Source organism: Synechococcus sp. MU1648, assembly GCF_023630615.1.
Taxonomy (GTDB): domain Bacteria; phylum Cyanobacteriota; class Cyanobacteriia; order PCC-6307; family Cyanobiaceae; genus Parasynechococcus.
This window is the reverse complement of sequence record NZ_JAKUHI010000008.1, coordinates 58,249-82,557: the sequence shown is the minus strand read 5'-3', so window position 1 is coordinate 82,557 and position 24,309 is coordinate 58,249. Positions and strand designations below refer to the sequence as shown.

Below are 24,309 nucleotides of genomic sequence, written 5' to 3'. Positions count from 1 at the left end.
GATCTGGTTGAGCAAAACGCTATTCAGCCCCTGCCGGTTTTACTGGCAGGGGTTTTTTGCTGACTCGAACCTCAGCGTGCCTGGGCCAGGAGGAACGAACGCGGCAGATCGAGCAGCTTGTTGACCTTGGCCACGTAGGCACGGTGATTGAACACGTCGTAATCGACGCGTTCAATCTCATCCAAGATTCCCCGATAGAGCCGTAACGACGTCCACACCGGCCAGCGCGCATCGGCGGAGAGCCAGCGCACCCCGGCTTCAGAACGCGCAAACCAGTCGCGGGCCCGCTCCAACTGGAATCGCATCAAGGCACGCCAGGAACTGTTGAGCGTTCCTGCCATCAACTCATCTTCTGAATATCCGAAGCGCTCGAGGTCTTCTTGCGGCAGATAGATACGACCGCGGCCCCGATCTTCACCCACATCCCGAAGGATGTTGGTGAGCTGGTTGGCGATCCCCAAAGCGACGGCAGCATCGGATGTGTCTGGGGAGTCACTCCAGGGAGCTGAGGTGTACGCCTGATCGACACCCATCACTCCCTGGGTCATCAGGCCAACGGTGCCAGCAACGCGGTAGCAGTAGAGCTTGAGGTCCTCGAAGCGGGGATAGCGGGTCCAGGTGAGGTCCATCCGCTGTCCCTCAATCATGTCGAGATAAGGCTGGATGCCCTGGGGAAACCGCTCCAGGGTGTCCACCATCACCGCATCCAGATCGTCCTCCACCCGTCCGGCGAACAAGGCCCGGGTTTTCTCCTCCCAGCGGTCGAGCCGCTCAGCAAGCTCCTCCACAGGACGCGCCTGAGCCTCAGCGCTATCCATCAACTCGTCCGTACGACGGCACCAGACATAGATCGCCCAGATGGCACGCCGCTTCTCTGGGGGCAGAAGCAAGGTGCCGATATAGAACGTCTTGGCCCACTCAGCGGTCTCCCGACGGCAGGCCTCGAAGGCTGCGTCGAGATCCGGGGAGGCGAGGGGCATGGCTCAGGCCGTCACGGGCTCACTAGACGAGGTTGATGATGCCAGCTGACCTGTCTTGCGGTCCACCGCACCGGCGCAGAGCTTGCCACTCAGCACGGCGCCTTCCATCGATGCGAGATAGCGCTGCATTGTGTAATCCCCGGCCAGGAAGAAGTTCTTGATTGGGGTGGTCTGATCGGGGCGCAACTGCTGACAACCAGGGGTCGTTTTGTAGACGGACAAAGGGGTCTTCACGACCTTGTATTTGCGCAGTGTGGCGGAATTTTCACCACCAAAATGCATCGGGAACAGCTTTGTGAGCTCGCCCATGGTGGCCTCGATGATCTCTTCATCAGGACGACCGATCCAGTCCTTGGCTGGCGCGAACACCAGCTCGAGCATTGACTTGTCGGGGTCTTCATACTCCCTGCAAGTGATGCTCATGTCGGCGTAGACGCTGAGCAGGGGCGACCGGCTGAACAACAGATGGTCGATATCGGTGAGCTTGCGATCGAACCAGAGGTGCAGGTTGATCACGGGCACACCACGCAGACCATCGAGCTTGCTGAAAACCTCCATCTGCTTCCAGGGCTCGGGCAAGAGCAGCTTGAAGGGATCAACAGGCAATGCGCTGACATAGGCATCAGCGGTGAGATCGAAGCTCTCCTTGCCCTTCAAGCCGCCGATATGGAAGGCCGCTACAGAACCATCCTCATTGAGCTTGATCTCCCGCAGGGGACTATCGAGGTGCACTTCCCCTCCGAGTGATTCGATGTGCTCGACCACCGGCTGGCAAAGCCGCTCCGGGGGCGCGCCATCGAGGAAAGCCATCTTGGAGCCGTTCTTCTCCTGCAGGAAACGATTGAGCGCTGTGAGCACAACCGTGGCAGAGATTTCATCGGGATCGATGAAATTCAGCGCCTTGCTCATCGCTAAGAACACTTCATCGTTCACCCGCTCGGGAATGTTGTGGACCCGCAGCCACTCGGTCCAGGAATACTTGTCGCACTCTTCGACATACCCCTGACCCCGGAGCATCGCAGGCACAAGGCCCAGGCCGAAGCTGATTTTCTCAGGCCAGCTCAACATGTCGTTGTTTCCCAGGATCGCGGCCACACCATTCACAGGGGCTGGCAGATCAGGAAAATCAAAGCGGCTGTAGGTGCCTGGTTCCTCCTGCTGATTGAAGATCATCGAGTGGCTCTTCCACTGCAGCCGGTCTTCGATGTTCAGCTCTTTAAAGAGCTGCAGCATGTTCGGGTAAGCGCCGAAAAAGATGTGCAGGCCGGTCTCGTACCAGTCGCCGTCTTCGTCTTTCCAGGCTGCGACCTTGCCGCCGAGAACATCCCTGGCTTCGACAACGATCGGCGTGTGGCCGGCATCCGCCAGATATTTGGCACAGGAGAGTCCTGCAAGACCAGCTCCGGCAATAGCGACGCGCATGCGGCCGTCTCAAAAGTGAAACCAACCTTAAAAGGGCTTGCCCCCCGTTCGCTTCTTAAAGTCGTGACAGCTTTCTAGTGGGCGCGTCTTGGCTGACACCCTTCTCAAGTGCACCACCCGCCACGTGCGCCTGTTCACAGCGGCCCTCCAGGATGAGGATCTCGTTCCTTCGGACGACCAACTCACCTTGGATCTGGATCCCGACAATGAATTCCTGTGGGACGACGCCAGCCTCACCAAGGTGCAAGGACGCTTCAAGGAACTGGTGGATGCCGCGGCCGGCGGCGAACTGAGTGACTACACCCTGCGCCGCATCGGCACCGACCTGGAGGGATTCATCCGGCAGCTGCTGCAAGCAGGAGAACTGAGCTACAACACCGATGGCCGTGTGCAGAACTTCTCCATGGGCCTGCCCCGCACCCCTGAACTGTTGTGACCCGCTCGCGGTACGACCGAGGTAATCGCGGACCACGGGACAGCCGTTACGACCGGTCTGAGCGGGATCGCTACGACCCCCCGCAGCGTGGTGGATACGGGCGACCACCAGGTCCCCCACCGGGAGGTGGATCTCAGGGCCCCTTCCAATTCAGCACCCTCACCGTTGCTGTTTTGGCAGGCGTTCTTGTGGTGGGGATCGGCATCGGCAGTGCTGTCACCAGCACGACTCAAGGTGACCAGGGCAACATCGCCAGTTCCCAGCAACTGGACATGGCTGTGCCAGACCCGGAATTCTGCCGGCAGTGGGGGGCGAGCGCCTTCGTCATGGACATCGAGATGTACACAACGCTCAACCCTTCCAGCAGCTTCGTGACCCAGCCAACGCTGCAACCGGGTTGCGTTATCCGCCGGGAAAACTGGTCGGTGCTGCGCAAGGAGGGGGCCATCAGCTCCGAGCAGGAGCGTGAATGCAAACAACGGATGAATACCTTTGCCTACATCGGCTCTGTGCGGGACAAACCCGTGGTGCGCTGCGTTTACCAAACCGACATCACTCAGAACAAATTCCTGACCCGTGGCGTGGCTGACGACTCGGTCGGTTTGACCCCAGAAGCAGATCAGTTCTGAATCAGCGGCTCCCCCATCACCTCAGGCACAGCTTTTGGTGCCTGGCGTATGGGGCTGTCGGCACTGGCAAAGACAGGTAAGACGTCATTGCGAAAGGCCACCGAGGCCCGTGAGCAGTAGCGGGCGGGATGGGTGATCAGCTTGAGCTGGCGCCGCACCTGCAGATCGGCCACTTGAGGGCGGTGAATCGTTCCCGCCGATAACTCCCGCTCAATCGACACCACGGGAACAAAGGCGGCACCAAGGCCCGCCTGAACTGCATTCTTGATCGCTTCAAGCGAATTCAGTTCCATGTCGATGCGCAGGCGCTGCACATCCAGGCCGGAGCGGGCCAGGAGCTGATCGACCATCTTCCGGGTGGTCGATTGCGCATCCAGGCAGACGAAGCCCAGGCGATAGAGGTCTTCCTTGGTGAGTTCAGCCAGTCGGGCCAACGGGTGCTTCACCGGCAGCACAAGCGCGAGCTCGTCACTGGCGTAGGGAACCACCTGCAGCAGTTCATTGAGTTCCGCCGGCAATTCACCGCCAATGATGGCCAGATCGATCTGGCCATTGGCCACACTCCAACCGGTTCTCCGGGTGCTGTGGACCTGGAGCTGCACCGATACCTCCGGGTATTTCTGGCGGAACAAGCCGATCATCCGAGGCATCAAGTAAGTGCCGGTGGTCTGACTCGCACCGACAATCAGGGAGCCACCTTTGAGGTTGTGGAGATCATCCAAAGCCCGACAGGCTTCATGGCACTGGCTGAGGATGCGGTCGCAGTAACTCAGCAGCAAATGGCCGGCTTCCGTCAGCTGTGCCTTGCGCCCGCCGCGATCGAACAGCGACACCTCCAATTGCTTCTCCAGGTTCTGGATCTGAAGGCTGACGGCGGGCTGGGTGACGTAAAGACTGTCGGCGGCTTTCTTGAAGCTGCCCTCGCTAACAATCGCGCGAAGGATCCGCAGTTGGTCGAGGGTGAACGGCAGATCGGCCACCGCGGAACACCCGGGGGAACGTTTGAAATTTAGGACTGCCGGGGCCGCCAGCCAGAATCACGCCCTTCCCAGGCAGCCCCTATGGCCTCCACCCACCACAGCAGCATCGTGATGTTGGTGCTGCTGATCCTGTTTGCGGTGATTCACAGCGGTGGAGCAGCCCTGCGCACCCGAGCTGAGGCCGTGATCGGAGCACGGGCCTGGAGACTGATTTTCGCCGCGGCAAGCATTCCCTCGGCCGTGGTGGTGATCGGATGGTTCCTGGCCCATCGCTACGACGGGGTGCGGCTGTGGAATCTTCAAGGCGTCCCCGGGATGGTGCCTGTGGTGTGGATCGGAACAGCCGTCAGCTTCTTCTTTCTCTACCCAGCCACCTACAACCTGCTGGAGATCCCGGCGGTGCTGAAACCGCAGGTGCGTCTTTACGCCACAGGGATCATCCGCATCAGCCGGCATCCGCAGGCCATCGGTCAAATTCTCTGGTGCCTAACCCACGGCCTCTGGATCGGCAGCAGCTTCATGTTGGTGACCTGCGTGGGCTTAATCGGTCATCACATATTCGCCGTCTGGCATGGCGACCGGCGTTCGAAAGCTCGCTTCGGTGAAGCCTTTGATGAACTCAAGGCCAACACCTCCATCGTGCCCTTCGCCGCGGTTCTGGATGGACGCCAGCAGCTCCAGTGGCAGGAATTCGTCCGACCCGCGCAACTCGGCATCGCCATCGCCGTCGGCATCTTTTGGTGGGCCCATCGCTTCATTCCGACCGCTGCAGGGTTGATGCGCAATTCAGCACTCCAGAACCTCCTGGGCTGAGCTGCCTACACTCGCTTCAACCTGCTGCTTGCGGATGCCCTCGGCCGAGGAACTCGCCTGGCTCATTCCCGTTTTGCCCCTGTTCGGCGCCGTGCTGACCGGGTTGGGATTGATCAGCTTCAACCGCACGATCAACCGATTGCGCAAACCCGTTGCGCTGCTGTTGATTTCCTGTGTCGGTGCAGCTGCGGTACTGAGCTACAGCATCCTGTTCAACCAGCTCAATGGGGCCCCACCGGTCGAGCATCTATTCGTCTGGGCCAGTGCGGGCAGCTTCGTTTTGCCGATGGGCTACGTGGTTGATCCGCTTGGGGCCGTAATGCTCGCGCTGGTCACCACCATCGCCCTGCTGGTGATGGTGTATTCCCATGGCTACATGGCTCACGACAAGGGCTATGTGCGCTTCTTCACCTACCTGGCTCTGTTCAGCAGCTCCATGCTGGGGTTGATCATCAGTCCCAATCTCCTGGAGATCTACGTCTTCTGGGAGCTGGTGGGCATGTGCTCCTACCTGCTGGTGGGCTTCTGGTACGACCGCGATGGTGCCGCCCATGCAGCCCAGAAAGCCTTTGTGGTGAACCGAGTCGGTGACTTCGGCCTGCTACTGGGAATCCTTGGCCTGTTCTGGGCCACCGGCAGTTTTGATTTCCAGGGCATCGCCGATGGTCTGAAGAACGGCCTGGCCAATGGAACGGTGGCCCCATGGGCAGCACTGCTGCTCTGCTTGCTGGTGTTCATGGGTCCGATGGCCAAGTCGGCTCAGTTCCCACTCCATGTCTGGCTGCCCGATGCCATGGAGGGTCCGACACCTATTTCAGCCCTGATTCACGCCGCCACGATGGTGGCTGCAGGGGTTTTCCTGGTGGCCCGCCTCGATCCGCTGTACGCCCAATTCCCCATCATTCAAACGGTGATTGCCGTCGTCGGCACAATCACCTGCTTCCTGGGGGCCTCCATCGCCCTCACCCAGATGGACCTCAAGAAGGGGCTGGCTTACAGCACCGTCTCCCAGCTCGGCTACATGATGCTGGCCATGGGTTGTGGAGCCCCGGTTGCTGGCATCTTTCACCTGGTGACTCATGCCTTCTTCAAGGCCATGCTGTTCCTGGGTTCTGGCTCCGTGATCCACGCCATGGAAGAGGTGGTAGGTCACGAGCCCGTGCTCGCCCAAGACATGCGTCTGATGGGTGGCTTACGCAAAAAGATGCCAGTCACCTCGATCACCTTCTTCATCGGTTGCATCGCCATCAGCGGCATTCCTCCCCTGGCTGGCTTCTGGAGCAAAGACGAAATCCTTGGTCAAGCCTTCAACAGTTACCCCCTGCTGTGGGTGGTGGGCTTCATGACTGCGGGAATGACGGCCTTTTACATGTTCCGCCTGTACTTCCTCACCTTTGAAGGGGAGTTCCGCGGCAACGACACCGCCATGCAGACCCAACTGCTCACGGCAGCTGGCAAGGATCCTGCGGAACACCATCCCCATGGCGGCAGCGTGCACGAGTCCGCCTGGCCCATGGCCGCACCCTTGGCGGTGTTGGCGGTGCCTTCGGTGCTCATTGGTCTTCTCGGAACACCCTGGAACAGCCGCTTTGCAGGGCTGCTGAATCCTGAGGAAGCTCTCGAGATGGCAGAACAGTTCAGCTGGGGGGAATTCCTGCCACTGGCTGGGGCTTCAGTGGCTATCTCCGTCGCGGGCATCACCCTGGCTGTTCTGGCCTATGCCCTGCATCGGATCGATCTGGGTGAAATGGTGGCTGGCCGCTTCCCCACGGTGAATGCCTTCTTCGCCAATAAGTGGTATCTCGATGTGGTCAACGAAAAGTTGTTTGTGCGAGGCAGCCGCAAACTGGCCCGAGAGGTTCTCGAAGTGGACGCGAAGGTTGTTGATGGTGTTGTCAACCTCACCGGACTTCTCACCCTCGGAAGCGGCGAGGGTCTGAAGTATCTCGAGACCGGACGCGCTCAGTTCTATGCCCTGATCGTGTTCGCTGGAGTGATTGCTCTGGTGGTGCTGTTCGGCGTCATCGGCGGGCCGATCTCTTAAGTCTCAATCGGACATGTGTGTCATCGCCTATCGAGGTGATGACACAGCGCCCATGATTTCTACGATCCAACCAGTAAGGGTCGGATTCACAGCGTGTTCGAATTCGCAGTCGCCGGACTTGGCGACCCGGTGCAGGCCACAGTGCCATGGCTGAGCCTATCGATCCTGGTTCCGATCGTGGGTGCACTGCTGGTTCCTCTCGTTCCCGATGAAGGGGACGGCAAAAAGGTGCGCTGGTATGCCCTGATCGTGACGCTGATCACCTTTCTGATCACCGTTGCGGCGTACCTGACCGGCTATGACCCCAGCCTGAGTGGCCTGCAGCTGTCCGAACGGGTGAGCTGGCTGCCCGATCTGGGGCTCACTTGGGCGGTTGGAGCGGATGGGCTCTCGATGCCGCTGATTCTGCTCACCAGCTTCATCACAACCCTGGCTTGCCTGGCTGCTTGGCCGGTGAGTTTCAAACCGCGCTTGTTTTATTTCCTGCTGCTGGCCATGGACGGCGGCCAGATCGCCGTCTTCGCGGTGCAAGACATGCTGCTGTTCTTCCTGGCCTGGGAGCTGGAGCTGATCCCGGTGTATCTACTTCTGGCCATCTGGGGCGGCAAGAAACGCCAGTACGCAGCCACAAAATTCATTCTCTACACCGCTGGCAGCTCCCTGTTCATTCTTTTGGCCGCCTTGGCCATGGGATTCTTCGGCGGTGGCACCCCCAGCTTTGAGTACACCGCTCTTGCCGCCAAGGACTTCGGCACGGGCTTTCAACTGCTCTGCTACGCCGGGCTGCTGATCGCCTTCGGCGTGAAACTGCCGATCGTGCCGCTGCACACCTGGCTCCCGGATGCCCATGGCGAAGCCACAGCACCGGTGCACATGCTTCTGGCCGGCATCCTGCTGAAGATGGGGGGCTATGCCCTGCTGCGGTTCAACTGCGAACTGCTGCCAGCGGCCCACGCTCAGTTCGCACCGCTGCTGATTGTGCTGGGGGTGGTCAACATCATCTACGCCGCCCTCACCTCTTTCGCCCAGCGCAACCTGAAGCGAAAGATCGCCTACAGCTCGATCAGCCACATGGGTTTCGTGCTGATCGGCGTGGGCAGCTTCAGTGCCCTCGGCACCAGTGGCGCCATGCTCCAGATGATCAGCCACGGGTTGATCGGGGCCAGCCTGTTCTTCCTCGTGGGTGCCACCTACGACCGCACCCACACCCTTCAGCTGGATGAGATGGGGGGCATTGGCCAGAAGATGCGGATCATGTTCGCGCTGTGGACCGTTTGTGCCCTCGCATCCCTGGCTCTGCCAGGCATGAGTGGATTCGTCAGTGAATTGATGGTGTTTGCAGGTTTCGCAACCGATGAGGCCTACACCCTGCCCTTCCGCGTGGTGATCTGCGCACTGGCCGCTGTTGGCGTGATTCTCACGCCGATCTATCTGCTCTCGATGCTGCGGGAGATCTTCTTCGGCAAAGAGAAGGAGGAGCTGGTGTCCCACACCAACCTGGTGGATGCGGAGCCGCGTGAGGTGTACATCATCGGTTGCCTGCTGGTGCCGATCATCGGAATTGGGCTCTATCCCAAGCTGATGACCGACAGCTACCGCAGCTCAATTGAAGCCCTGGTGAACCGAAACCTGGGCGCCATGGAGCAGGTGATGTCACCAACGGCCCCCTTGATTCGAGGCCAAGCAACGGTTCCGGCAGTGATCCAGGCCCCCATCGTGGGCACTTCATAAAACACGTATCGATTCTTGTTCGGGAGCTACCAACTGTCCGTAAGTTGAATTATCGCTCCTCCAGAACATGCGCCAGATCAACTTCGGCCTGATCTTCTCCTTTGGATTGATCACCGTGTTTTTCACGCTGGCGAACACCAACGCAACCACCGTGCATGTGTTGCCAGGCATGGAATACACCCTGCCTCTTGCCGGTTTGTTGCTTCTGGTGGCTGGATTCGGTGCAGTAGCGGCGTGGTTTTTTGCCGCCTGGACGGGAATGCTCAACAACGTGGATCAATTCTCCAAAGCCAACGAATTTGAAGCGCAGCAGGTGCGCATCCAAGAGCTGGAAACCGACCTCAACCGCTATCGCTCCACCGTTGAAACCCAGTTGGGTCTCCTCCCCGCCGCCACCGTGACCGCCAGCGCTGCCGAAGGTGATGAATCCGGCGACAACTCGGCCGACTGAGGCCTGATCGCGCTGATGAATCGCTGAAACAGCCCCCTGGCAGCAACCGTTTGCGCCCGATACCTTGCCGGAAGAGGGTGAATTGACTTGCTCCAGGTGGCTCCCAACGACGGCGCTGATGCTGGAGCCCGCCTCGCGATCCGGCTGTTGCAGAACGCAGCGGAGAGTGGAGATCTCGATCCGTGGGATGTCGATGTGATCGCTGTCATCGACGGATTTCTGGATCAACTCAGACAACGCATCGAGGTTCCCGGTCAGGTGGCTGCCGTCTTGGCCGGACGGGGCGGCAGTTATGAACGGGACCTAGCCGAAAGCAGCGAAGCCTTTCTGGCCGCCTCTGTACTGGTGGGGCTCAAAGCAGAAATGCTCGAGGCCAGCATGCTGCCTCCCGCCCCGGAGATCGAAGACCACTTCGACGCAGACTTTGATGAGCAGGGCTGGCTTGATCCCGCCTTCGATCTGCCCCGACGGCCGGAGAAGCACCTGCTGCGGCGGCCCGTCGCTCCACCGCCATTAAGACGCCCCGTCACCCTTGGGGAGCTGATCGAACAACTGGAATCGATCGCAGAGCAACTGGAATCGGACGAACTGGAGGCGCGACGGCGGAAACGGCAGAAGCGCTACAGCAACCGTGAAGCCATCGCCCAGGTCGCTGGACTGGCCCACCGCGAAAAACTCCCGGAAACCACCGCAGCGCTGGGGGTGTTTCTCAACGGTTGGGAGACTGCCCTGGACTGGGTGGGCTTCGATCAACTCGTGGAGCGTTGGGAGGTCGCCGCAGCCGCTGACCTTGACCGTGACCGAGTCGGGGTGTTCTGGGCTCTGCTGTTTCTCTCCTCCCAAGGCCGGGTTGAACTCGAGCAGGAGGGCTGGCTTCACGGCCCCTTGCGACTGAAATTCATCCCTGCCAGTGGCACCGCGACACAACTACCGATCCGCAGCCTTCAGGTGCCAGATCCGTCGCCGACCCGGACAGTCGTGGCGGCTTAAGACCGGGTCTATGGTCACTACCTTGTACTGACCCCCGTGAAACGCCAATGAAGGCGATGATTCTGGCGGCTGGCAAGGGGACGCGGGTTCAACCGATCACGCATGTGATCCCCAAGCCGATGATTCCAATCCTGCAGAAGCCGGTGATGGAATTCCTGCTGGAACTGCTCAAGGAGCACGGTTTCACCGAAGTGATGGTGAACGTCTCCCACCTCGCCGAAGAGATTGAAAATTACTTCCGGGATGGCCAGCGTTTTGGCGTTGAAATTGCGTACAGCTTCGAAGGACGGATTGAAGACGGAGAACTGATCGGCAACGCGCTGGGATCCGCCGGCGGACTCAAAAAAATCCAAGACTTCCAGCACTTCTTCGACGACACCTTCGTGGTGCTCTGCGGTGATGCACTGATCGATCTTGACCTCAGCGAAGCGTTGCGTCTGCACCGTGAGAAGGGTGCCATCGCCAGCCTTGTCACCAAGCGGGTCCCCAAGGATCAGGTGAGCAGCTACGGCGTTGTAGTCACGGATGACCAGAACAGAATTTCAAGCTTTCAGGAAAAACCCAGCGTTGAGGAAGCCCTCAGCGACACCATCAACACCGGCATCTACATTTTCGAGCCGGAAATCTTCGAGCACATCCCCTCGGGTCAGCCCTTTGACATCGGCTCTGATCTGTTCCCGAAACTGGCCGAGCTCGGGGCACCCTTCTATGCCATTCCGATGGATTTCGAATGGGTGGATATCGGCAAAGTTCCCGACTACTGGCAAGCCATCCGCAGTGTGTTGATGGGCGATGTGCGTCAGGTCGGAATCCCCGGCAAGGAGGTGCGCCCCGGGGTTTACACCGGCCTGAATGTGGCCGCCAACTGGGACAAAATCAACGTCTCCGGACCCGTTTACGTGGGCGGGATGACCAAAATCGAAGACGGTGCAACGATCATCGGACCCACCATGATCGGCCCGAGCTGCCACATCTGTGAGGGTGCCACGGTGGACAATTCGATCATCTTTGACTATTCGCGCATCGGCGCCGGCGTCCAGCTTCTAGAGAAGCTGGTGTTCGGCCGCTATTGCGTGGGCAAGGACGGCGATCACTTCGACCTGCAGGAAGCATCCCTCGACTGGTTGATCACCGACGCCCGGCGTCAGGATTTAGTGGAACCGTCCCCCCAGCAGAAAGCCATGGCTGAGCTGCTGGGTACAGATCTCACCCAGGCAGCGAGCTGAGTCCGGCTCGATCCAAAATCATCGGGATACGCTCCTCCGCCTTGATCGCCATCAAGTGCACACCACTGACGATGCCGAGATAACGCTTCACCTGCTCAGCGGCGATGGCCACCCCCTCCATTGCGGGATGCTCCGAACACTCAAGCCGATGGATCAATTCATCGGGGATGCATGCCCCGGGCACAACACGGTTAATGAACCGGGCATTCTTGGCTGACTTCAACAGAAACACACCGGCCAACACCGGCAGACCCAGGGGCGCAGCCAGCTCATGCTGAAAGCGCTCAAGAGCTGAAGGATCCATCACCATCTGGGTTTGAACGAAGCGGGCTCCCGCGGCCTGCTTGCGATGCAACCGGCGCTGTAAACCGCTCCAGCTCCTGGATTGCGGATCAGCGGCACACCCGGCGAACAGCGTGGTCTCCCCGTCCGGCAGGGTGCCCTGAACGGGATCGACACCGCTGTTGAGAGCCTGCACCTGCTGCAACAGCTTCACAGACTCGAATTCATTGACCGGACGCGCATCCGCCTGGTCTCCCGCGCGCACCGGATCTCCGGTGAGACACAACAGATTGCGGATCCCCAACGCGTGGGCCCCAAGGAGATCAGCCTGCAAGGCGATGCGGTTGCGATCCCGACAGGCCATCTGCAAGACGGGCTCCAGACCGGCCTCAAGCAGCAACTTGCAGGACGCCAGGCTGCTCATGCGCATCACGGCCCGGCTGCCATCGGTCACGTTCAGCGCATGAACGCGGCCCCGCAGCGATTCAGCCATGGACAACATATGCGTCGGATCCGCACCACGAGGCGGCATCACCTCGGCCGTGAGGACCTGATTGCCGGCCTCAATCGCGCGCTGAAGCGCCGTCCTCAAATCCCGTTCCATTTCACCGGCCCACTATGCAGGATCGGAGCAACGGTCCGGACTAGCATGACGCCATCGGTGGTCACTCATGTCCTCCCTCGACGGAATTGATCCCCTTGGGATCTCCCTCTCAGCCAGGGAGGTCGAGATCATTGAACTCGTGGCAGAAGGACTGACCAATCAAGAAATCGCCGACCGTCTCACCATCAGCAAACGAACGGTCGACAACCACGTGAGCAACGTGTTCACCAAAACCGGTTCCAAGAACAGGGTTGCTCTACTCAACTGGGCGATGGACAACGGCAAGATCTGCCGGGACGGCTTCAATTGTTGCGTCCTTCCAGAAAACGATCCCCCCTCACCCTGATGGTGGAGATGACAGGTTCCGGAAGACTTTGCAAGGAGCTGGGACCGACAGGAATCCGAAACAAGGTGGCGTATTCGAGGCAAGCCTCAACACTTGATCCCGCAAAACGGAGCATTCCAGTTGTGTCGTAAAGACCCACCACTGGAAACGATCACCGATCAGAACCCCTCAAAGCTAAAGGAAATCTGAAGATAAATCCAGCCCGGCCTTAAATCCAGCCCAAACGGCATCGATCCTGCAGCGGCCAAGCCTGAATCGGGTGCTGCGACAGCACCGCATTGCTCCAACGGGACTCCCCTGTGATCTCCTGACCGCACCAGGGCGGAATCACCAGGTCAACCTGAGCCGATGCAAGCTCCACCTCCGCCAGCACCAGGGGCGCATTCTCCCCCTGAAAACAATCCACAACCCAGTCTCCACCAGGGCAATCCAGCTGATGACGGACTTTTTCCAGACGGTGCGGAGCCAGATCCCAGAGGGCCTCGGCATCCGCCACCGGAATTGGATATTCGAACTCGTGGCGTACCAGACCAACGGCATCAGCAGCAGCTTTAAGGGTGAGCCAGGCCTCATCCCTTCCGCGCAGTCGCATCCGGACCGTCACCCCCTCAGCACTAGCGGCCAGGTACCCCTGTCGTAGGGCCTGCCCGGGGCCGGCACTGCTGCGCCAGGCGTCAGAACGCACCAGAAAACGTCGTTCGATCTCCAGAGCCATGAATCAATTCTGGGACGGCTGCGCCGCCTGCAGGCTTCCCGCCCAGTGAAGCTTGTGCGACAGCGTTCTGTAATAGGAGGGACTTTGGTTCAGCAGCACCATCAGGGCATGGTGACGCGCCTGCTGAACGACACAGCACTCGCCTGGTTCCAGAACTGTGCAGCCCACACCGTCCTTCCAGAGCTTGATGCGGTGATCGCCGGCACCCAGGGGCCAAATCGTCAACCTTGCCCGGGGTGGCACCACCAGCGTTCGGCTGGAAAGACTCATCGGGCAGATCGGGGCGACGATGATGGCATCAATACCGGGATGCAGGATCGGCCCTCCCGCCGCCAGGGCGTAACCGGTGGATCCGGTCGGCGTGGACAGGATCAGGCCATCTCCACGCACCTGGTCGACCACTTCTCCATCGATCTCCAACTCCAGGGTGCAAGTGGGCGAAATCTCATCGCGATAGGCCCTCAGATAGAAGTCGTTGAAGGCCCAGTGGTGCTCTTCGTCATCTTCCAGATCCGGCTGTTGCAACAGGCCAGGGGACGCCGTTCGTTCTTCAGCGGAGCGGCGATCGACCATGGCCTGAAGCATCATGCGCCGTTCGATCGCGAACTGATCGTCCTGAAGTCGCTGCCAGATCTGATCGCCACGCAACACCCGGCGATCGTGGGTGAGAAAGCCCAGATGCCCTCCCACATTGATGCTCAGGATCGGGATGTCATGCACCGCAAGATGACGGGCAGCCCCAAGAACCGTGCCATCCCCCCCAAGCACCAGAGCAAGGTCGGGCAAAGCATCTTCAACAGCCAGCAAGCCAGGGAAAGGGTTCACCCTCGGCCCTGACATCGCGGTCACAACATGCGTTCCAAGGGCTTTGAGCTCCTTGGCGCATTGGCGAGCTTCCCTCTGAGCAGGCTGACTATCGGCCCGATAGATCACCCAGACCCGATCGAGACGCATGATCCAGGTGTGCGGGAATTACCAGCGCAGCAGGTTGAACTGCTCCATGTCGACGGTAACGCGATTGCGATAAAGCGACAGCAGGATCGCGAGACCGACCGCAGCTTCAGCAGCAGCCACCGTGATCACAAACACAGCAAACACCTGACCTCGGATCAGATCGCCATCCACAAAGGATGAGAAGGCCATCAGATTGATGTTCACGCCATTGAGCATCAGCTCGATGCTCATCAACACCCGAACGGCGTTGCGGCTGTTGATCAGTCCCCAGACACCGATGCAGAACAACATTGCGGCCACCAGGAGGTAAGCCTGCAGGGAAGGAAGCGTTGAAAGGAAATCGCTCATCAGTCCGCTCGGTTCATCAGCAAGGGAGTACGGGCCTTCTCGATCAGGCCCTGGTCAGCCACTTCACCGGTGACCACATCGGTAGCCAACACATCGCGGCGGGCCAAAACGATCGCTCCGATCATGGCCATTAGCAGCAGCACTGAAGCCACCTCAAACGGCAAGAGGTAGTCAGTGAACAGGTGTTCACCGATGCGGGCGGTGGCCTCCTCACCCACGGCGGCGGGGCCTGGAAGCGACCAAGGCGTGGTCACCACAACGCGGACCAGAAGAGCCAGCAGACCGGCGCAGACGCCAGCTGACACCACCCGTCGGGTGGTGAGGTTGGCGATGGCCTTCAAATCCTCCCGTTTGTTCACGAGCATGATCGCGAACAGGATCAGCACATTGATGGCGCCGACATAGACCAGGATCTGGGCAGCGGCCACGAAGCTCGCATTGAGCAGCAGATAGAGCCCTGCAACAGCTGTGAACACACCGCCAAGCAGAAAGGCGGAATAGACGATGTTGCTGAGTAGCACCACACCCAGGGCACCAACCACCACAACGGCAGACAGCACCAGGAAACAGATCAGCTCGGTGGTGGTCGCGATGGTCATACGTCGCCCTCCTTGTCCTCACTGGAGGATTGTCCCTCATCCTTGACGGCTGGCTTCTGCGGCGGCGTGAGGGTCTCCAGAACCTGGGAGGGAAGCTGGCCGGCCCGCGGGCGATCTGCAGGCACGGTGTGGGGATCCAACTCTCCTGCGGGGAGATATGCCAGCTCGCGCAATGGAATCACCGAAGGATCCGTGGTGACGCTGGTGGGGAGCCGCCCCAAGGCAACGTTGTCGTAGTTGAGGCTGTGGCGATCAAACGCAGCCAGCTCATACTCCTCAGTCATCGAGAGGCAGTTGGTGGGGCAGTACTCCACGCAATTACCGCAGAAAATACAAACGCCGAAGTCAATGGAATAATTCCGCAGCTCCTTTTTCTTCGTCGCCTTGTTCATCACCCAATCCACCACCGGCAGGTTGATCGGGCACACCCTCACGCACACCTCACAGGCGATGCACTTGTCGAATTCGTAGTGAATCCGGCCCCGATAACGCTCGGACGGAATGAGCTTCTCGTAGGGGTACTGCACCGTGACCGGACGGCGCTGCATGTGGTCAAACGTGACCGAAAAGCCTTGGGCCAGATTCCGGGCTGCATCGACTGCATCCCGGGTGTAATCACCGACCTGTTTGAGGAAGCCGAACATGGTCTGAAGGGGAGAGAACGAAGCGGAGCCGGAAGCGCAGAAATCCTAGGTAGGAAAACCTAGCCGCCGAATGCAACGGGGAAAGCGAGCTTGAGGGCTGCTGTCACCAGAAGATTCACCAGAGACAGGGGCAGCAGGAACTTCCAGCCCAGGTCCAGCAGCTGGTCAATGCGCACGCGGGGGGTGGTCCAGCGCAGCAGGATGGCCACGAACACCAGCAGATAGGCCTTGAGCACCGTCATCACGATGCCAACCGTCCCGGTGATCACCTGCACCACCGGTGCATCGATGGGCTGGTTCAACCAGCCAGCCAGCCACTCCACAGGGATTGGGAAGCCCCAGCCACCGAGATACAGAACACTGACCAGAACGGCGGAGAGCACCAAATTGATGTATCCGGCCAGATAGAAGAGGGCAAACTTCATGCCCGCGTATTCGGTCTGGTAGCCGGCGACCAACTCTTCTTCGGCTTCAGGGAGGTCGAAGGGAAGGCGCTCGCACTCAGCCAGGGCACAGATCCAGAAAATCAGGAAGCCCACCGGCTGACGCCAAATGTTCCAGCTGAGGATGCCTGCTCCGGTCTGCTGATCAACGATGTCGACCGTGCTCAGCGAGTTGGTCATCATCACCACGGCAAGCACTGCTAAAGCAAGGGGGATCTCGTAGCTGATCGACTGCGCTGCTGCCCTTAGGCCGCCAAGAAGCGAATACTTGTTATTGGAGGCATAACCGCTCATCAGCAGACCGATGGGCTGAATACTGCTGAAGGCGATCCAAAGAAAGATCCCAACGCCAACGTTGCTAATCAGCAGGTTCTGGCCAAAGGGGATGATCAGCCAGGAAATGATCACCGGCACCACCACCAGCACCGGGCCGAGGGTGAACAGCAGGCTGTCGGCCCGCGCCGGAATGATGTCTTCCTTGACCAACAGCTTGAGGCCGTCCGCCAGAGGCTGAAGCACGCCCAGGGCACCGGCATATTCCGGACCGATCCGCTGCTGAACGGCGGCGGAAATCTTGCGTTCCAACCAAACCGACACGAGAACACCCACCACTGCAGCCACCAGGACCAGCAGCATCGGCAGCGGCAGCCAGAGCAGTCTCGCCACTTCTGGAGAGAGGCCTAAGCCTTGCAGCGCCTGGCTAAAGCTCAATTCCAGGTCAAGTCCCGGACTCACCATGGTGTCGACGGAAGTGGGTGCAACTTAGGCGGCCGGAGCCGAAACTCGCTCCTCGATGGGCATCCAGGAGCGTGGCTGTGACCCGGAATAGATCTGCGAGGGCCGAAAAATCCGGTTCGCCCCCAGCTGCTCACGCCAATGGGCCAGCCATCCGGCGACCCTGGCGATCGCGAAGACAGGCGTGAACAGATCCCTGGGAATACCGAGCTTGCGGTAAACGAGCCCGGAATAGAAATCCACGTTGGGATAAATGCCTTTCGGGCCGAGCCGGGATTCCGCTTCCTGCTCAATCGCCCGGGCCACGTCGTAGAGGTCGTCATGGCCAAAGCTGTCAAACATCTCCTCAACCAGCGACTGAAGGATCACAGCGCGGGGATCTTTGACCTTGTACTCGCGGTGGCCGAAACCCATAACCTTCCGCTTGGACGCAACGGCATCGTCGAGGAAGGCACCGGCGTTCTCGGGGCTTCCCACTTGCTCCAGCATGGCGAGAACATCTTCATTGGCGCCGCCGTGGAGCGGCCCCGCCAGGGTGCCGACGGCCGAGGCCACCACGGCATAGGGATCCGTCAGGGTGCTGGCGGTGACACGGGCACTAAAGGTGCTCGCATTGAGGCTGTGCTCGGCATGAAGCATCAAACAGCGATCAAAAATGCGCGCCGCCAGGGGATCAGGCTCCCGCTCCGTGAGCATGTACAGGAAATTGGCGGAGTAGGCCAGATCATCCCGAGGCTGAATCGGATCTTGGCCTTTGCGAATCAGCTGAAACGCCGCCACCATCGTCGGGATCTTGGCAATCAGCCGCACCACCGCGTCATAGATGTATTGCGGGTCGTCAATGGCCCGGCGGGAATAAAACAGGCCGAGGGATGCTGCACTTGATTGCAGGGCATCCATCGGATGGCCGCTGGCCGGGAAGCACTTCATCATGTCCCGCACCCGGAAGCTGACACGCCGGTGCATCTGCACCGCGTGCTCAAACTGCGCCAACTGATCGCGGCTCGGCAGCTCTCCCCAGATCAGCAGGTAGGCCGTCTCCAGAAAGCTGCTGTTGGCTGCCAGATCCTGCATCGGGTAGCCGCGATAGGTGAGCAGCCCCTGGTCTCCATCGATATCGCAGATGCCCGACTGGGTCGCCGGAACACCGTCGAGGCCTGGCCGCAGTTCGATCCCGGTCCGCGCATGGCGCAGGTCTCCTGTCTGCTGCTGGGCCACCACCTGATTGCCTCTATCAGCAACCTAAATCTTCAATCGACAGTGCCGGGCGAAGCAAGGCCTGCAACTGCCACTGGCCCGCCGAACAATGCAGCTGGATCACGCCGGCTTTCTTCAACAGCAGGCCACCAGGGGGACACCCCAGAAGCATGCAGGCCAGGTCTCCAAGATCCGGCTCATGGCCCACCAGGCCGAGCCGTCCATCGACCGAGCTCAGCAGCGTTTCAAGGGCCCCTCCTGGCTTGAGGCGTTCGTCCACCACAAGGCGTGAGGCGAGCCCCGCCTCTAGGGCCAGTTCCGCCGTTTGCAGTGCCCTGCGGTAAGGACTGGACAACAGGCGATCGAGCCTCAGCCCCCGTCGCACCAAGGCTGCCATCACCAGTTGCGTGCGCTGACGCCCGGCCGCGGTGAGGGGGCGATCCGGATGATCCCGCCCCGCCTGGCGGGGTTCTGCGATGCCATGCCGCAGCAGAACCAGTTCAGCCGAGTTCGAGGCGGGCATGCAAAGGAATCTCGGTACCGCCCTGCTCCAGACGATCAGCGTCGACGGCGAACGCCAGACCCCTGACCTGGTCCTGCAAGGGCCGCCCTGCCATCACCTGCAGCAGCCCCCACGGCCGCCATTGACCCAACAGTGATCGAGCCGGGGCATCCGCCAAAAGAAGAGCCTGCACGGGCTGGGAGGCCGATACGAGCTCCTGCCACTGGTTCACGAGAGGCTGAAGGGCACGTCCGTTCTGACGCTGCGCCAGAGCCATCAACGACTCACCCCACCAGTTCAGAGAGGACGAGCTGACCTGAGCCACAGCCAGCTGGGCATCCACTCCAGGCTGGCGTCCCCGCTGGCGAACAAGACGCGTCCACACACTCAAGACCTCACCATCTCCGTCCAGCTCAGACCGGGTCAGGCCTTGCTCCTGCAGACGTGCATCCACCGCATCCCTGGCGGGACTTTGAGAGCGCGTGGCCAAGAGCCAGCCCTCGGACTGGTCTTGCCAGAGAAGAGGGCCTTCATCGGACTGAACAACAGCATCTGCAGCCGGCTGGTCCCGCAACTGCTGCGCGAGAACCGGGCCGAACCACTGGGCCAGCGGATGGCTTTCGCCCGGATCCAACAGACGTGCTGGACTTTGCAGCTGCGCCAGCCAACGGCCATGTCCACCAGCCGAGGCGGTCAGATCCGTCAGGTCAGGCCATGGGGCGGAAGCAATGGCTTGCTGGAACCCGAGCCGCCCATCCACCGCAAGGGTCGAACCCTCCGGCCGAAGCGAAGCCACAAGCCCGTTCAGATCCTCGCGTTGGGCTACCACCTCAGGAAACTGCAACCAATGCTGAAGGGCGTGTGGCGATGCCGTCAGCAGCGCCACACCCTGACCGAGATCAGCGACCTGACGCTGCAGACGTTCATCCCCCAGCTGATGCTGATCCGGAAGCTGAGAGACATCGAGGGCCTGCTCCAGCACGCCCCGGCCTGAGGCCACCAAGAGCAGGTCGTCATCAATCAAGGCCGTGGCCAGAGGTTGGGGGTCATGCCCCACCAAGGCCCCCTGGCCGCTGATCACACCGATGCCGCGGTAACTGCTGATCTGCAGATCGGTGCCCGCCAGGCTGCGGGTCTGCCAGAACCGTTGCAAGAAACGCCTGGCGCCATCGTCATCCCGACTGGTCAAGGCCAGAACCCAGCCGGCGTTGGAGGCGCCATCGGTGAGGGTGAGGCTGACTTCCTCACCAAGCCAGGGCTCCAGCTCAAGACCGAACTGCAGGCCCGCCAAGGCGAAGACCCCCTCACGCCACTGCCGTGCACCATCGCGGGCATCGCGGCGTTCCGATGCAGGGGCGACGGCCTGGGCATAGGCGGGCAGACGTCTGAGATCGGCCAGCCAGTGCAGGGATAAATCGGCATCCCTCGGCACAAAGCGAGCCGCCCGGGGCAGACGCAAAGGCTGCTCAGCCAGATGAAGGGGGCTCTGGCGATCCATGGTCCAAAGCAGACCAGCAGCCAGAAGAAGCAGCGACAGCAGCACAGCGCCGGCAGCGCTGAGGAAGGGGCGGGCCTTCATGGGCCGGCGTTCTCGGATCCCTTCATCTTTGTCCATCAACGCAGAATGGCGCCATGGGCCAATCCCAACCACAACCAATCCAAGCCTCCGAATTGCAGCAGTGGCTGCAAAGTGAGCAGCCTTCACCCCAGCTGGTGGATGTGCGTGAGGCGGCTGAGCTCGCGATCGCACCTTTCCCCGGCGCAGTTCTGCACCGACCCCTAAGCCAATCCAATGAATGGCTCACGACGCTGCAAGCTGACCTCAAACCCGATCAAGCGGTGGTGGTGGTTTGCCATGCAGGCGTTCGCAGCTACCACTTCGGCCTGTGGCTGCTGGACCAGCCCTGGGGCCTCGAGGTATGGAACCTTGAGGGAGGAATTGATGCCTGGAGCCTGCAGGTGGATCCCAGCGTTCCCCGCTACTGATGAGCAAGCCCCTGTCCCTTCGGCAAGAACAGGTGCTTCAGGCGACGGTGCACCATTACGTCGACACCATGGAACCGGTGGGAAGCCGCACCCTGGTGCAACGCTTCGGCATCCCAGCCAGCTCAGCCACCGTTCGCTCCGCCATGGGGGCTCTAGAACGTCGTGGTCTGCTGCATCAACCGCACACCTCAGCCGGACGCATTCCCAGTCCGATGGGATACCGGCACTACGTGAATGCGCTGCTGCCTGAACCAGGCGTTGCCGTTCAGCACCTGGAACGGGAGCTGACGGGCCTAAGCCTGCGCTGGGCGGGTCTCGATGACCTGCTGATGCATCTGGCGCGGCGACTAACGGATTTCACCGGCCTGATGAGCCTGATCACCCAACCGCAGCAGGAGAACCGCCAACTGGAGACGATCCGTCTGGTGCCGAGTGGTGATCGACTGCTGGTGATGCTGGTGGAAGCCAATGGCAGCGCCAGCCATCTCAACCTGCGCCTGCCGCACGGCGCCGAAGCCGAACTCACCGCAATGGAACGCTGGGCGTCGGCGCAGCTCGAAGAGGGCGAGCTGAACTGGGAGGCACTGCCCAGGCAGTTGCAACGCAGCGGCGCTGTGCTGCGCAGCGCCCTCGACCAGCCCACTCCCACCAACAACCCCACGTCTGTAGTGGTGCATGGCCTCTCAAGGCTGGTGAGCGAACCGGAATTTGAAAGCACGGCAAGCCTTCGACCGCTGCTGGAACTGATCGACGAAGAACCCTGCACCTTGATAAGTCGCGGTGCATCCGCACGGGTGTGGATCGGCGGCGAGCATCCGCAGCCTGCGTTGGAGGCGTGTGCGGTGGTTCAAGCCCCCTATCGCTGCAACGAGGGGCTCGGGCACGTGGCCCTCGTAGGTCCCATGCGCATGGCCTACGCCACGGCACGCGCTGCGGTGCAGTGCGTAGCCCGACATCTTGAGTTGCTGCTGGCTTGATACCTGAGCTCTAAAGCTGATCCCCCAGCTTCTCGGCCACGGTGTTGACGTCCTTGTCGCCTCGGCCGGAGCAATTGATCACCACTTCAGTGCCCTCGGCCAGGGTTGGGCAGAGCTGCTCCAGCCAAGCGAAGGCGTGAGCGGTTTCCAGGGCCGGAATGATTCCCTCCAGCTCACTCACCAACCGCAGGGCATCCAGGGCCTGCTGATCGGTGACGGCCGCATATTCCGCCCGGCCGATTTCACGCAGGTAGCTGTGCTCAGGGCCGACACCGGGATAGTCGAGACCAGCCGAGATGGAGTGGGCCTCCATCACCTGGCCGTCGCCGTCCTGCAGCAACAGGCTCATGGCGCCATGGAGAACGCCGGCACGGCCTTCGGTGATCGTTGCGGCGTGGCGGCCTGTCGCCACGCCATCGCCGGCGGCCTCAACGCCGATCAGGCGAACAGAGGTGTCCTGAACGAAGGGGTGGAACAGACCCATGGCATTGGAGCCACCACCCACACAGGCCATCAACACATCCGGCAGCCGTCCGAAGGCCTCCTGACACTGCTGCTTGGACTCTTCACCAATCACCGCGTGGAAATCCCGCACCAACATCGGATAGGGATGCGGGCCAGCGACGGAGCCCAGGATGTAGTGGGTGGACTCGACGTTGGTCACCCAGTCGCGGATGGCTTCACTGGTGGCGTCCTTAAGGGTGGCGGTGCCCGCCGTCACCGGTTGGACCGTGGCGCCCAGCAAGCGCATGCGAAACACATTGAGGGCCTGGCGGCGCATATCTTCCGCACCCATGTAGATCACGCACTCGAGGCCGAAGCGGGCACAAACCGTGGCCGTAGCGACGCCGTGCTGGCCCGCACCGGTCTCAGCAATGATTCGCTTCTTGCCCATGCGCAGCGCCAGCAGGGCCTGCCCCAGAGCGTTGTTGATCTTGTGCGCACCGGTGTGGTTGAGATCTTCTCGCTTCAGCCAGATGCGGGGGCCACCGTCGGAGCGGCGGTAATGAGCAGTAAGACGCTCAGCTTCGTAGAGCGGTGTCGCCCGACCGACGTAGTTCTTCAGCAGGCGGTTGAGCTCAGCAGTGAAGGCCGGATCATTCCAGGCCTGGGCGGCCGCCTGCTCCAACTCCGCCAAAGCCGGCATCAGGGTTTCAGGCACGTACTGCCCCCCGAATCGGCCAAAGCGACCATGGGCGCCGGGACGAACCGCCGGCTGCAAGCTGGAGGGATCCGGAGTGCTGGCGTTGGGCAAAGTGCTGGTCACGGATCGACGTTGGAGCGTCGGCTCAGCGTAAGCAGGCGATCACACGGTGCCGTGGGTCGCAGGCACGGATGCTGGGATTCCGGAACCCGGCCTCCTGCAGCGCTGCGGGCAGATCCAGGGCGAAGTACTGCTCAATGAAGGGCTCTGTGCTCTTGAGCAACGTGGCCACCGGCGCCGGCAAGCGCTGCAGCACGGACGAGCCAGGGTCCTGATCCACCATCAGCAGAACACCACCAGGCCGCAGCAACCGGGCCGCTTCGGCCAGGACAGCACGGGTCGCCCCCTGGGGAAGCTCATGGCAGACGAACTGCAGGCTGACCAGATCGACTGAACCCGAGGCCAGCCCGGTGGCTTCGGCGGCGGCATGTCGCCAGTCATGCACAAGGCCCTGGGGGTCACGCACGCGGGCCACCGACAGCATCTCTGGCGACAAATCCAGGCCGATCAGCGTCGGAGTGTGCACAGAGCTGGCTGCGGCACGGGCGTTCAGCCAGCGGGCCAGGGCCTGGGTGCTCACCCCGACGGAACAGCCCAGATCCACGACACGGTCGATCGATGCGGGGAGCAACGGTTCTGCCACAGCATGGATGGCATCGCGGAGTCGTGCCTGAGCCTCGGCAGGCTTCAGCGGCTCCTCCGGCCAAACCCGCAAGGCCATGGCATCGGTGGCCTGCTCTGCTTCAGCGGCAGCCTGCCAGCAGAGGTTGCCCTGCTCATAGGCATGGAATCGAGATAGGTAATAGGCCGGCGGGGTGAGACCTGCCGTAGTGCTGGCAGCCAGCAACGGTGCTGCCGCCTGCTGCAGCTCCTTGCGTCGGGCCCGCCAAGGAATGCCGTTGCGCTCAGCCGTACGAATGATCAGCTGCCGCGCCTGGAAGAACAGGGGACGACGCAGCAGACCGATACCGATCAAGGCCTCGATCAAACGGCCGAGGCCGCGGCTGGAGTCGGCCCAGCGCGGCGTTGTTGTGGGCGCAGCATGGGTGGTCATCGACAATGCAATTCGAT

General features: G+C 61.0%; 26 protein-coding genes. 11 read left to right on the top strand and 15 right to left on the bottom strand.

What is annotated here, in order from left to right; translation table 11 throughout:
- Nucleotides 1–71: 71 nt before the first annotated feature.
- Together NCN06_RS09670 and pds are read right to left on the bottom strand one after the other, a co-directional pair.
- On the bottom strand, nt 72–980 hold the full coding sequence (locus NCN06_RS09670) for a phytoene synthase (RefSeq protein WP_226397373.1): 909 nt from the start codon (nt 978–980) through the stop codon (nt 72–74).
- A 3-nt stretch (nt 981–983) separates the two neighbouring features.
- Nucleotides 984–2,402 (bottom strand): 15-cis-phytoene desaturase, encoded by a 1,419-nt coding sequence (pds, locus tag NCN06_RS09665; RefSeq protein WP_226397374.1) that lies wholly within the window; start codon nt 2,400–2,402, stop codon nt 984–986.
- A gap of 88 nt (nt 2,403–2,490) precedes the next feature.
- On the opposite strand from pds, the gene NCN06_RS09660 reads away from it, so the two are divergent.
- The gene (locus tag NCN06_RS09660; RefSeq protein WP_115094927.1) at nt 2,491–2,838 is read left to right on the top strand and encodes an NAD(P)H-quinone oxidoreductase subunit M; all 348 of its coding nucleotides are present in this window, start codon (nt 2,491–2,493) and stop codon (nt 2,836–2,838) included.
- The gene (locus NCN06_RS09655; RefSeq protein WP_226397375.1) at nt 2,835–3,467 is read left to right on the top strand and encodes a DUF3172 domain-containing protein; all 633 of its coding nucleotides are present in this window, start codon (nt 2,835–2,837) and stop codon (nt 3,465–3,467) included. Before NCN06_RS09660 ends, NCN06_RS09655 begins: the two co-directional genes overlap by 4 nt.
- On the opposite strand, the gene NCN06_RS09650 is transcribed toward NCN06_RS09655, so the two are convergent.
- The gene (locus NCN06_RS09650; RefSeq protein ID WP_115094925.1) at nt 3,458–4,447 is read right to left on the bottom strand and encodes a LysR family transcriptional regulator; all 990 of its coding nucleotides are present in this window, start codon (nt 4,445–4,447) and stop codon (nt 3,458–3,460) included. The two genes, NCN06_RS09655 and NCN06_RS09650, sit on opposite strands and share 10 nt — an antisense overlap.
- Nucleotides 4,448–4,528: 81 nt before the next feature.
- Between NCN06_RS09650 and NCN06_RS09645 the strand changes: the two genes are divergently transcribed.
- From NCN06_RS09645 to NCN06_RS09620, 6 genes are all read left to right on the top strand, one after another.
- Nucleotides 4,529–5,260 carry an NnrU family protein gene (locus tag NCN06_RS09645; protein ID WP_226397376.1) on the top strand — a complete coding sequence of 244 codons (732 nt, stop codon included), beginning with the start codon at nt 4,529–4,531 and terminating at the stop codon, nt 5,258–5,260.
- A 34-nt stretch (nt 5,261–5,294) separates the two neighbouring features.
- On the top strand, nt 5,295–7,304 hold the full coding sequence (locus NCN06_RS09640; RefSeq protein ID WP_226397377.1) for an NAD(P)H-quinone oxidoreductase subunit 5: 2,010 nt from the start codon (nt 5,295–5,297) through the stop codon (nt 7,302–7,304).
- A 93-nt stretch (nt 7,305–7,397) separates the two neighbouring features.
- Nucleotides 7,398–9,035: an NAD(P)H-quinone oxidoreductase subunit 4 gene (locus tag NCN06_RS09635; RefSeq protein ID WP_226397378.1), complete on the top strand. Its 1,638-nt coding sequence runs from the start codon at nt 7,398–7,400 to the stop codon at nt 9,033–9,035.
- 67 nt (nt 9,036–9,102) lie between these two features.
- Entirely contained in the window at nt 9,103–9,486 is a 384-nt protein-coding gene (locus tag NCN06_RS09630; protein WP_226397379.1) for a lipopolysaccharide assembly protein LapA domain-containing protein, read from the top strand.
- An 87-nt stretch (nt 9,487–9,573) separates the two neighbouring features.
- Entirely contained in the window at nt 9,574–10,476 is a 903-nt protein-coding gene (locus NCN06_RS09625) for a segregation/condensation protein A (protein WP_226397380.1), read from the top strand.
- A 47-nt stretch (nt 10,477–10,523) separates the two neighbouring features.
- Nucleotides 10,524–11,702: a nucleotidyltransferase family protein gene (locus NCN06_RS09620; RefSeq protein WP_115024437.1), complete on the top strand. Its 1,179-nt coding sequence runs from the start codon at nt 10,524–10,526 to the stop codon at nt 11,700–11,702.
- Here NCN06_RS09620 and NCN06_RS09615 read toward each other — a convergent pair.
- Nucleotides 11,683–12,588, bottom strand: coding sequence for a methylenetetrahydrofolate reductase (locus tag NCN06_RS09615; RefSeq protein WP_226397381.1), 906 nt, complete (start codon nt 12,586–12,588; stop codon nt 11,683–11,685). The genes NCN06_RS09620 and NCN06_RS09615 overlap by 20 nt on opposite strands.
- Nucleotides 12,589–12,655: 67 nt before the next feature.
- Between NCN06_RS09615 and pedR the strand changes: the two genes are divergently transcribed.
- On the top strand, nt 12,656–12,934 hold the full coding sequence (gene pedR, locus NCN06_RS09610; protein ID WP_115024441.1) for a photosynthetic electron transport-dependent transcriptional regulator PedR: 279 nt from the start codon (nt 12,656–12,658) through the stop codon (nt 12,932–12,934).
- Nucleotides 12,935–13,142: 208 nt separating this feature from the next.
- Here the strand turns inward: pedR and NCN06_RS09605 are convergent, their stop codons facing one another.
- Genes NCN06_RS09605 through NCN06_RS09565 form a run of 9 tightly spaced genes read right to left on the bottom strand, consistent with a single transcriptional unit; the run spans nt 13,143 to nt 20,686 of the window.
- Nucleotides 13,143–13,649 (bottom strand): CYTH domain-containing protein, encoded by a 507-nt coding sequence (locus NCN06_RS09605; RefSeq protein ID WP_226397382.1) that lies wholly within the window; start codon nt 13,647–13,649, stop codon nt 13,143–13,145.
- 3 nt (nt 13,650–13,652) lie between these two features.
- Complete coding sequence (locus NCN06_RS09600) at nt 13,653–14,603, bottom strand: NAD(+) kinase (protein WP_226397383.1); 951 nt, start codon at nt 14,601–14,603, stop codon at nt 13,653–13,655.
- A gap of 18 nt (nt 14,604–14,621) precedes the next feature.
- Nucleotides 14,622–14,951 carry an NADH-quinone oxidoreductase subunit NuoK gene (gene nuoK, locus NCN06_RS09595; RefSeq protein ID WP_115024448.1) on the bottom strand — a complete coding sequence of 110 codons (330 nt, stop codon included), beginning with the start codon at nt 14,949–14,951 and terminating at the stop codon, nt 14,622–14,624.
- Nucleotides 14,951–15,550: an NADH-quinone oxidoreductase subunit J gene (locus NCN06_RS09590; RefSeq protein WP_115024450.1), complete on the bottom strand. Its 600-nt coding sequence runs from the start codon at nt 15,548–15,550 to the stop codon at nt 14,951–14,953. The genes nuoK and NCN06_RS09590 overlap by 1 nt, the downstream gene beginning before the upstream one ends.
- Nucleotides 15,547–16,194, bottom strand: coding sequence for an NAD(P)H-quinone oxidoreductase subunit I (gene ndhI / locus NCN06_RS09585; RefSeq protein ID WP_226397384.1), 648 nt, complete (start codon nt 16,192–16,194; stop codon nt 15,547–15,549). Before ndhI ends, NCN06_RS09590 begins: the two co-directional genes overlap by 4 nt.
- A 59-nt stretch (nt 16,195–16,253) precedes the next feature.
- A complete protein-coding gene (nuoH, locus tag NCN06_RS09580; protein WP_226397560.1) occupies nt 16,254–17,372 on the bottom strand; it encodes an NADH-quinone oxidoreductase subunit NuoH in 1,119 nt (372 codons plus the stop codon).
- Nucleotides 17,373–17,399: 27 nt separating this feature from the next.
- Entirely contained in the window at nt 17,400–18,590 is a 1,191-nt protein-coding gene (locus tag NCN06_RS09575; RefSeq protein ID WP_115094999.1) for a citrate synthase, read from the bottom strand.
- Between the two features lie 16 nt (nt 18,591–18,606).
- On the bottom strand, nt 18,607–19,092 hold the full coding sequence (locus NCN06_RS09570) for a SixA phosphatase family protein (protein ID WP_226397385.1): 486 nt from the start codon (nt 19,090–19,092) through the stop codon (nt 18,607–18,609).
- Entirely contained in the window at nt 19,070–20,686 is a 1,617-nt protein-coding gene (locus tag NCN06_RS09565; RefSeq protein WP_226397386.1) for a DUF3352 domain-containing protein, read from the bottom strand. Before NCN06_RS09565 ends, NCN06_RS09570 begins: the two co-directional genes overlap by 23 nt.
- A gap of 17 nt (nt 20,687–20,703) precedes the next feature.
- Between NCN06_RS09565 and NCN06_RS09560 the strand changes: the two genes are divergently transcribed.
- Both NCN06_RS09560 and NCN06_RS09555 read left to right on the top strand, forming a co-directional pair.
- Nucleotides 20,704–21,057, top strand: a complete 354-nt coding sequence (locus NCN06_RS09560; RefSeq protein WP_226397387.1) for a rhodanese-like domain-containing protein — start codon at nt 20,704–20,706, stop codon at nt 21,055–21,057.
- The gene (locus NCN06_RS09555) at nt 21,057–22,034 is read left to right on the top strand and encodes an HrcA family transcriptional regulator (RefSeq protein WP_226397388.1); all 978 of its coding nucleotides are present in this window, start codon (nt 21,057–21,059) and stop codon (nt 22,032–22,034) included. The genes NCN06_RS09560 and NCN06_RS09555 overlap by 1 nt, the downstream gene beginning before the upstream one ends.
- Before the next feature lie 10 nt (nt 22,035–22,044).
- Here the strand turns inward: NCN06_RS09555 and trpB are convergent, their stop codons facing one another.
- Together trpB and NCN06_RS09545 are read right to left on the bottom strand one after the other, a co-directional pair.
- Nucleotides 22,045–23,301, bottom strand: coding sequence for a tryptophan synthase subunit beta (trpB, locus tag NCN06_RS09550; RefSeq protein ID WP_226397389.1), 1,257 nt, complete (start codon nt 23,299–23,301; stop codon nt 22,045–22,047).
- Nucleotides 23,302–23,323: 22 nt separating this feature from the next.
- Nucleotides 23,324–24,292, bottom strand: a complete 969-nt coding sequence (locus NCN06_RS09545) for a class I SAM-dependent methyltransferase (protein ID WP_226397390.1) — start codon at nt 24,290–24,292, stop codon at nt 23,324–23,326.
- Nucleotides 24,293–24,309 lie beyond the last annotated feature (17 nt).

Coding starts and splice junctions, on each gene's coding strand:
- NCN06_RS09670 (WP_226397373.1), bottom strand. CDS start 980: ATGCCCCTCGCCTCCCCGGATCTCGACGCAGCCTTCGAGGCCTGCCGT.
- pds (WP_226397374.1), bottom strand. CDS start 2,402: ATGCGCGTCGCTATTGCCGGAGCTGGTCTTGCAGGACTCTCCTGTGCC.
- NCN06_RS09645 (WP_226397376.1), top strand. CDS start 4,529: ATGGCCTCCACCCACCACAGCAGCATCGTGATGTTGGTGCTGCTGATC.
- NCN06_RS09640 (WP_226397377.1), top strand. CDS start 5,295: ATGCCCTCGGCCGAGGAACTCGCCTGGCTCATTCCCGTTTTGCCCCTG.
- NCN06_RS09630 (WP_226397379.1), top strand. CDS start 9,103: ATGCGCCAGATCAACTTCGGCCTGATCTTCTCCTTTGGATTGATCACC.
- NCN06_RS09620 (WP_115024437.1), top strand. CDS start 10,524: ATGAAGGCGATGATTCTGGCGGCTGGCAAGGGGACGCGGGTTCAACCG.
- NCN06_RS09615 (WP_226397381.1), bottom strand. CDS start 12,588: ATGGAACGGGATTTGAGGACGGCGCTTCAGCGCGCGATTGAGGCCGGC.
- pedR (WP_115024441.1), top strand. CDS start 12,656: ATGTCCTCCCTCGACGGAATTGATCCCCTTGGGATCTCCCTCTCAGCC.
- NCN06_RS09605 (WP_226397382.1), bottom strand. CDS start 13,649: ATGGCTCTGGAGATCGAACGACGTTTTCTGGTGCGTTCTGACGCCTGG.
- NCN06_RS09600 (WP_226397383.1), bottom strand. CDS start 14,603: ATGCGTCTCGATCGGGTCTGGGTGATCTATCGGGCCGATAGTCAGCCT.
- nuoK (WP_115024448.1), bottom strand. CDS start 14,951: ATGAGCGATTTCCTTTCAACGCTTCCTTCCCTGCAGGCTTACCTCCTG.
- NCN06_RS09590 (WP_115024450.1), bottom strand. CDS start 15,550: ATGACCATCGCGACCACCACCGAGCTGATCTGTTTCCTGGTGCTGTCT.
- ndhI (WP_226397384.1), bottom strand. CDS start 16,194: ATGTTCGGCTTCCTCAAACAGGTCGGTGATTACACCCGGGATGCAGTC.
- NCN06_RS09570 (WP_226397385.1), bottom strand. CDS start 19,092: ATGCCCGCCTCGAACTCGGCTGAACTGGTTCTGCTGCGGCATGGCATC.
- NCN06_RS09565 (WP_226397386.1), bottom strand. CDS start 20,686: ATGGACAAAGATGAAGGGATCCGAGAACGCCGGCCCATGAAGGCCCGC.
- NCN06_RS09560 (WP_226397387.1), top strand. CDS start 20,704: ATGGGCCAATCCCAACCACAACCAATCCAAGCCTCCGAATTGCAGCAG.
- NCN06_RS09555 (WP_226397388.1), top strand. CDS start 21,057: ATGAGCAAGCCCCTGTCCCTTCGGCAAGAACAGGTGCTTCAGGCGACG.
- NCN06_RS09545 (WP_226397390.1), bottom strand. CDS start 24,292: ATGACCACCCATGCTGCGCCCACAACAACGCCGCGCTGGGCCGACTCC.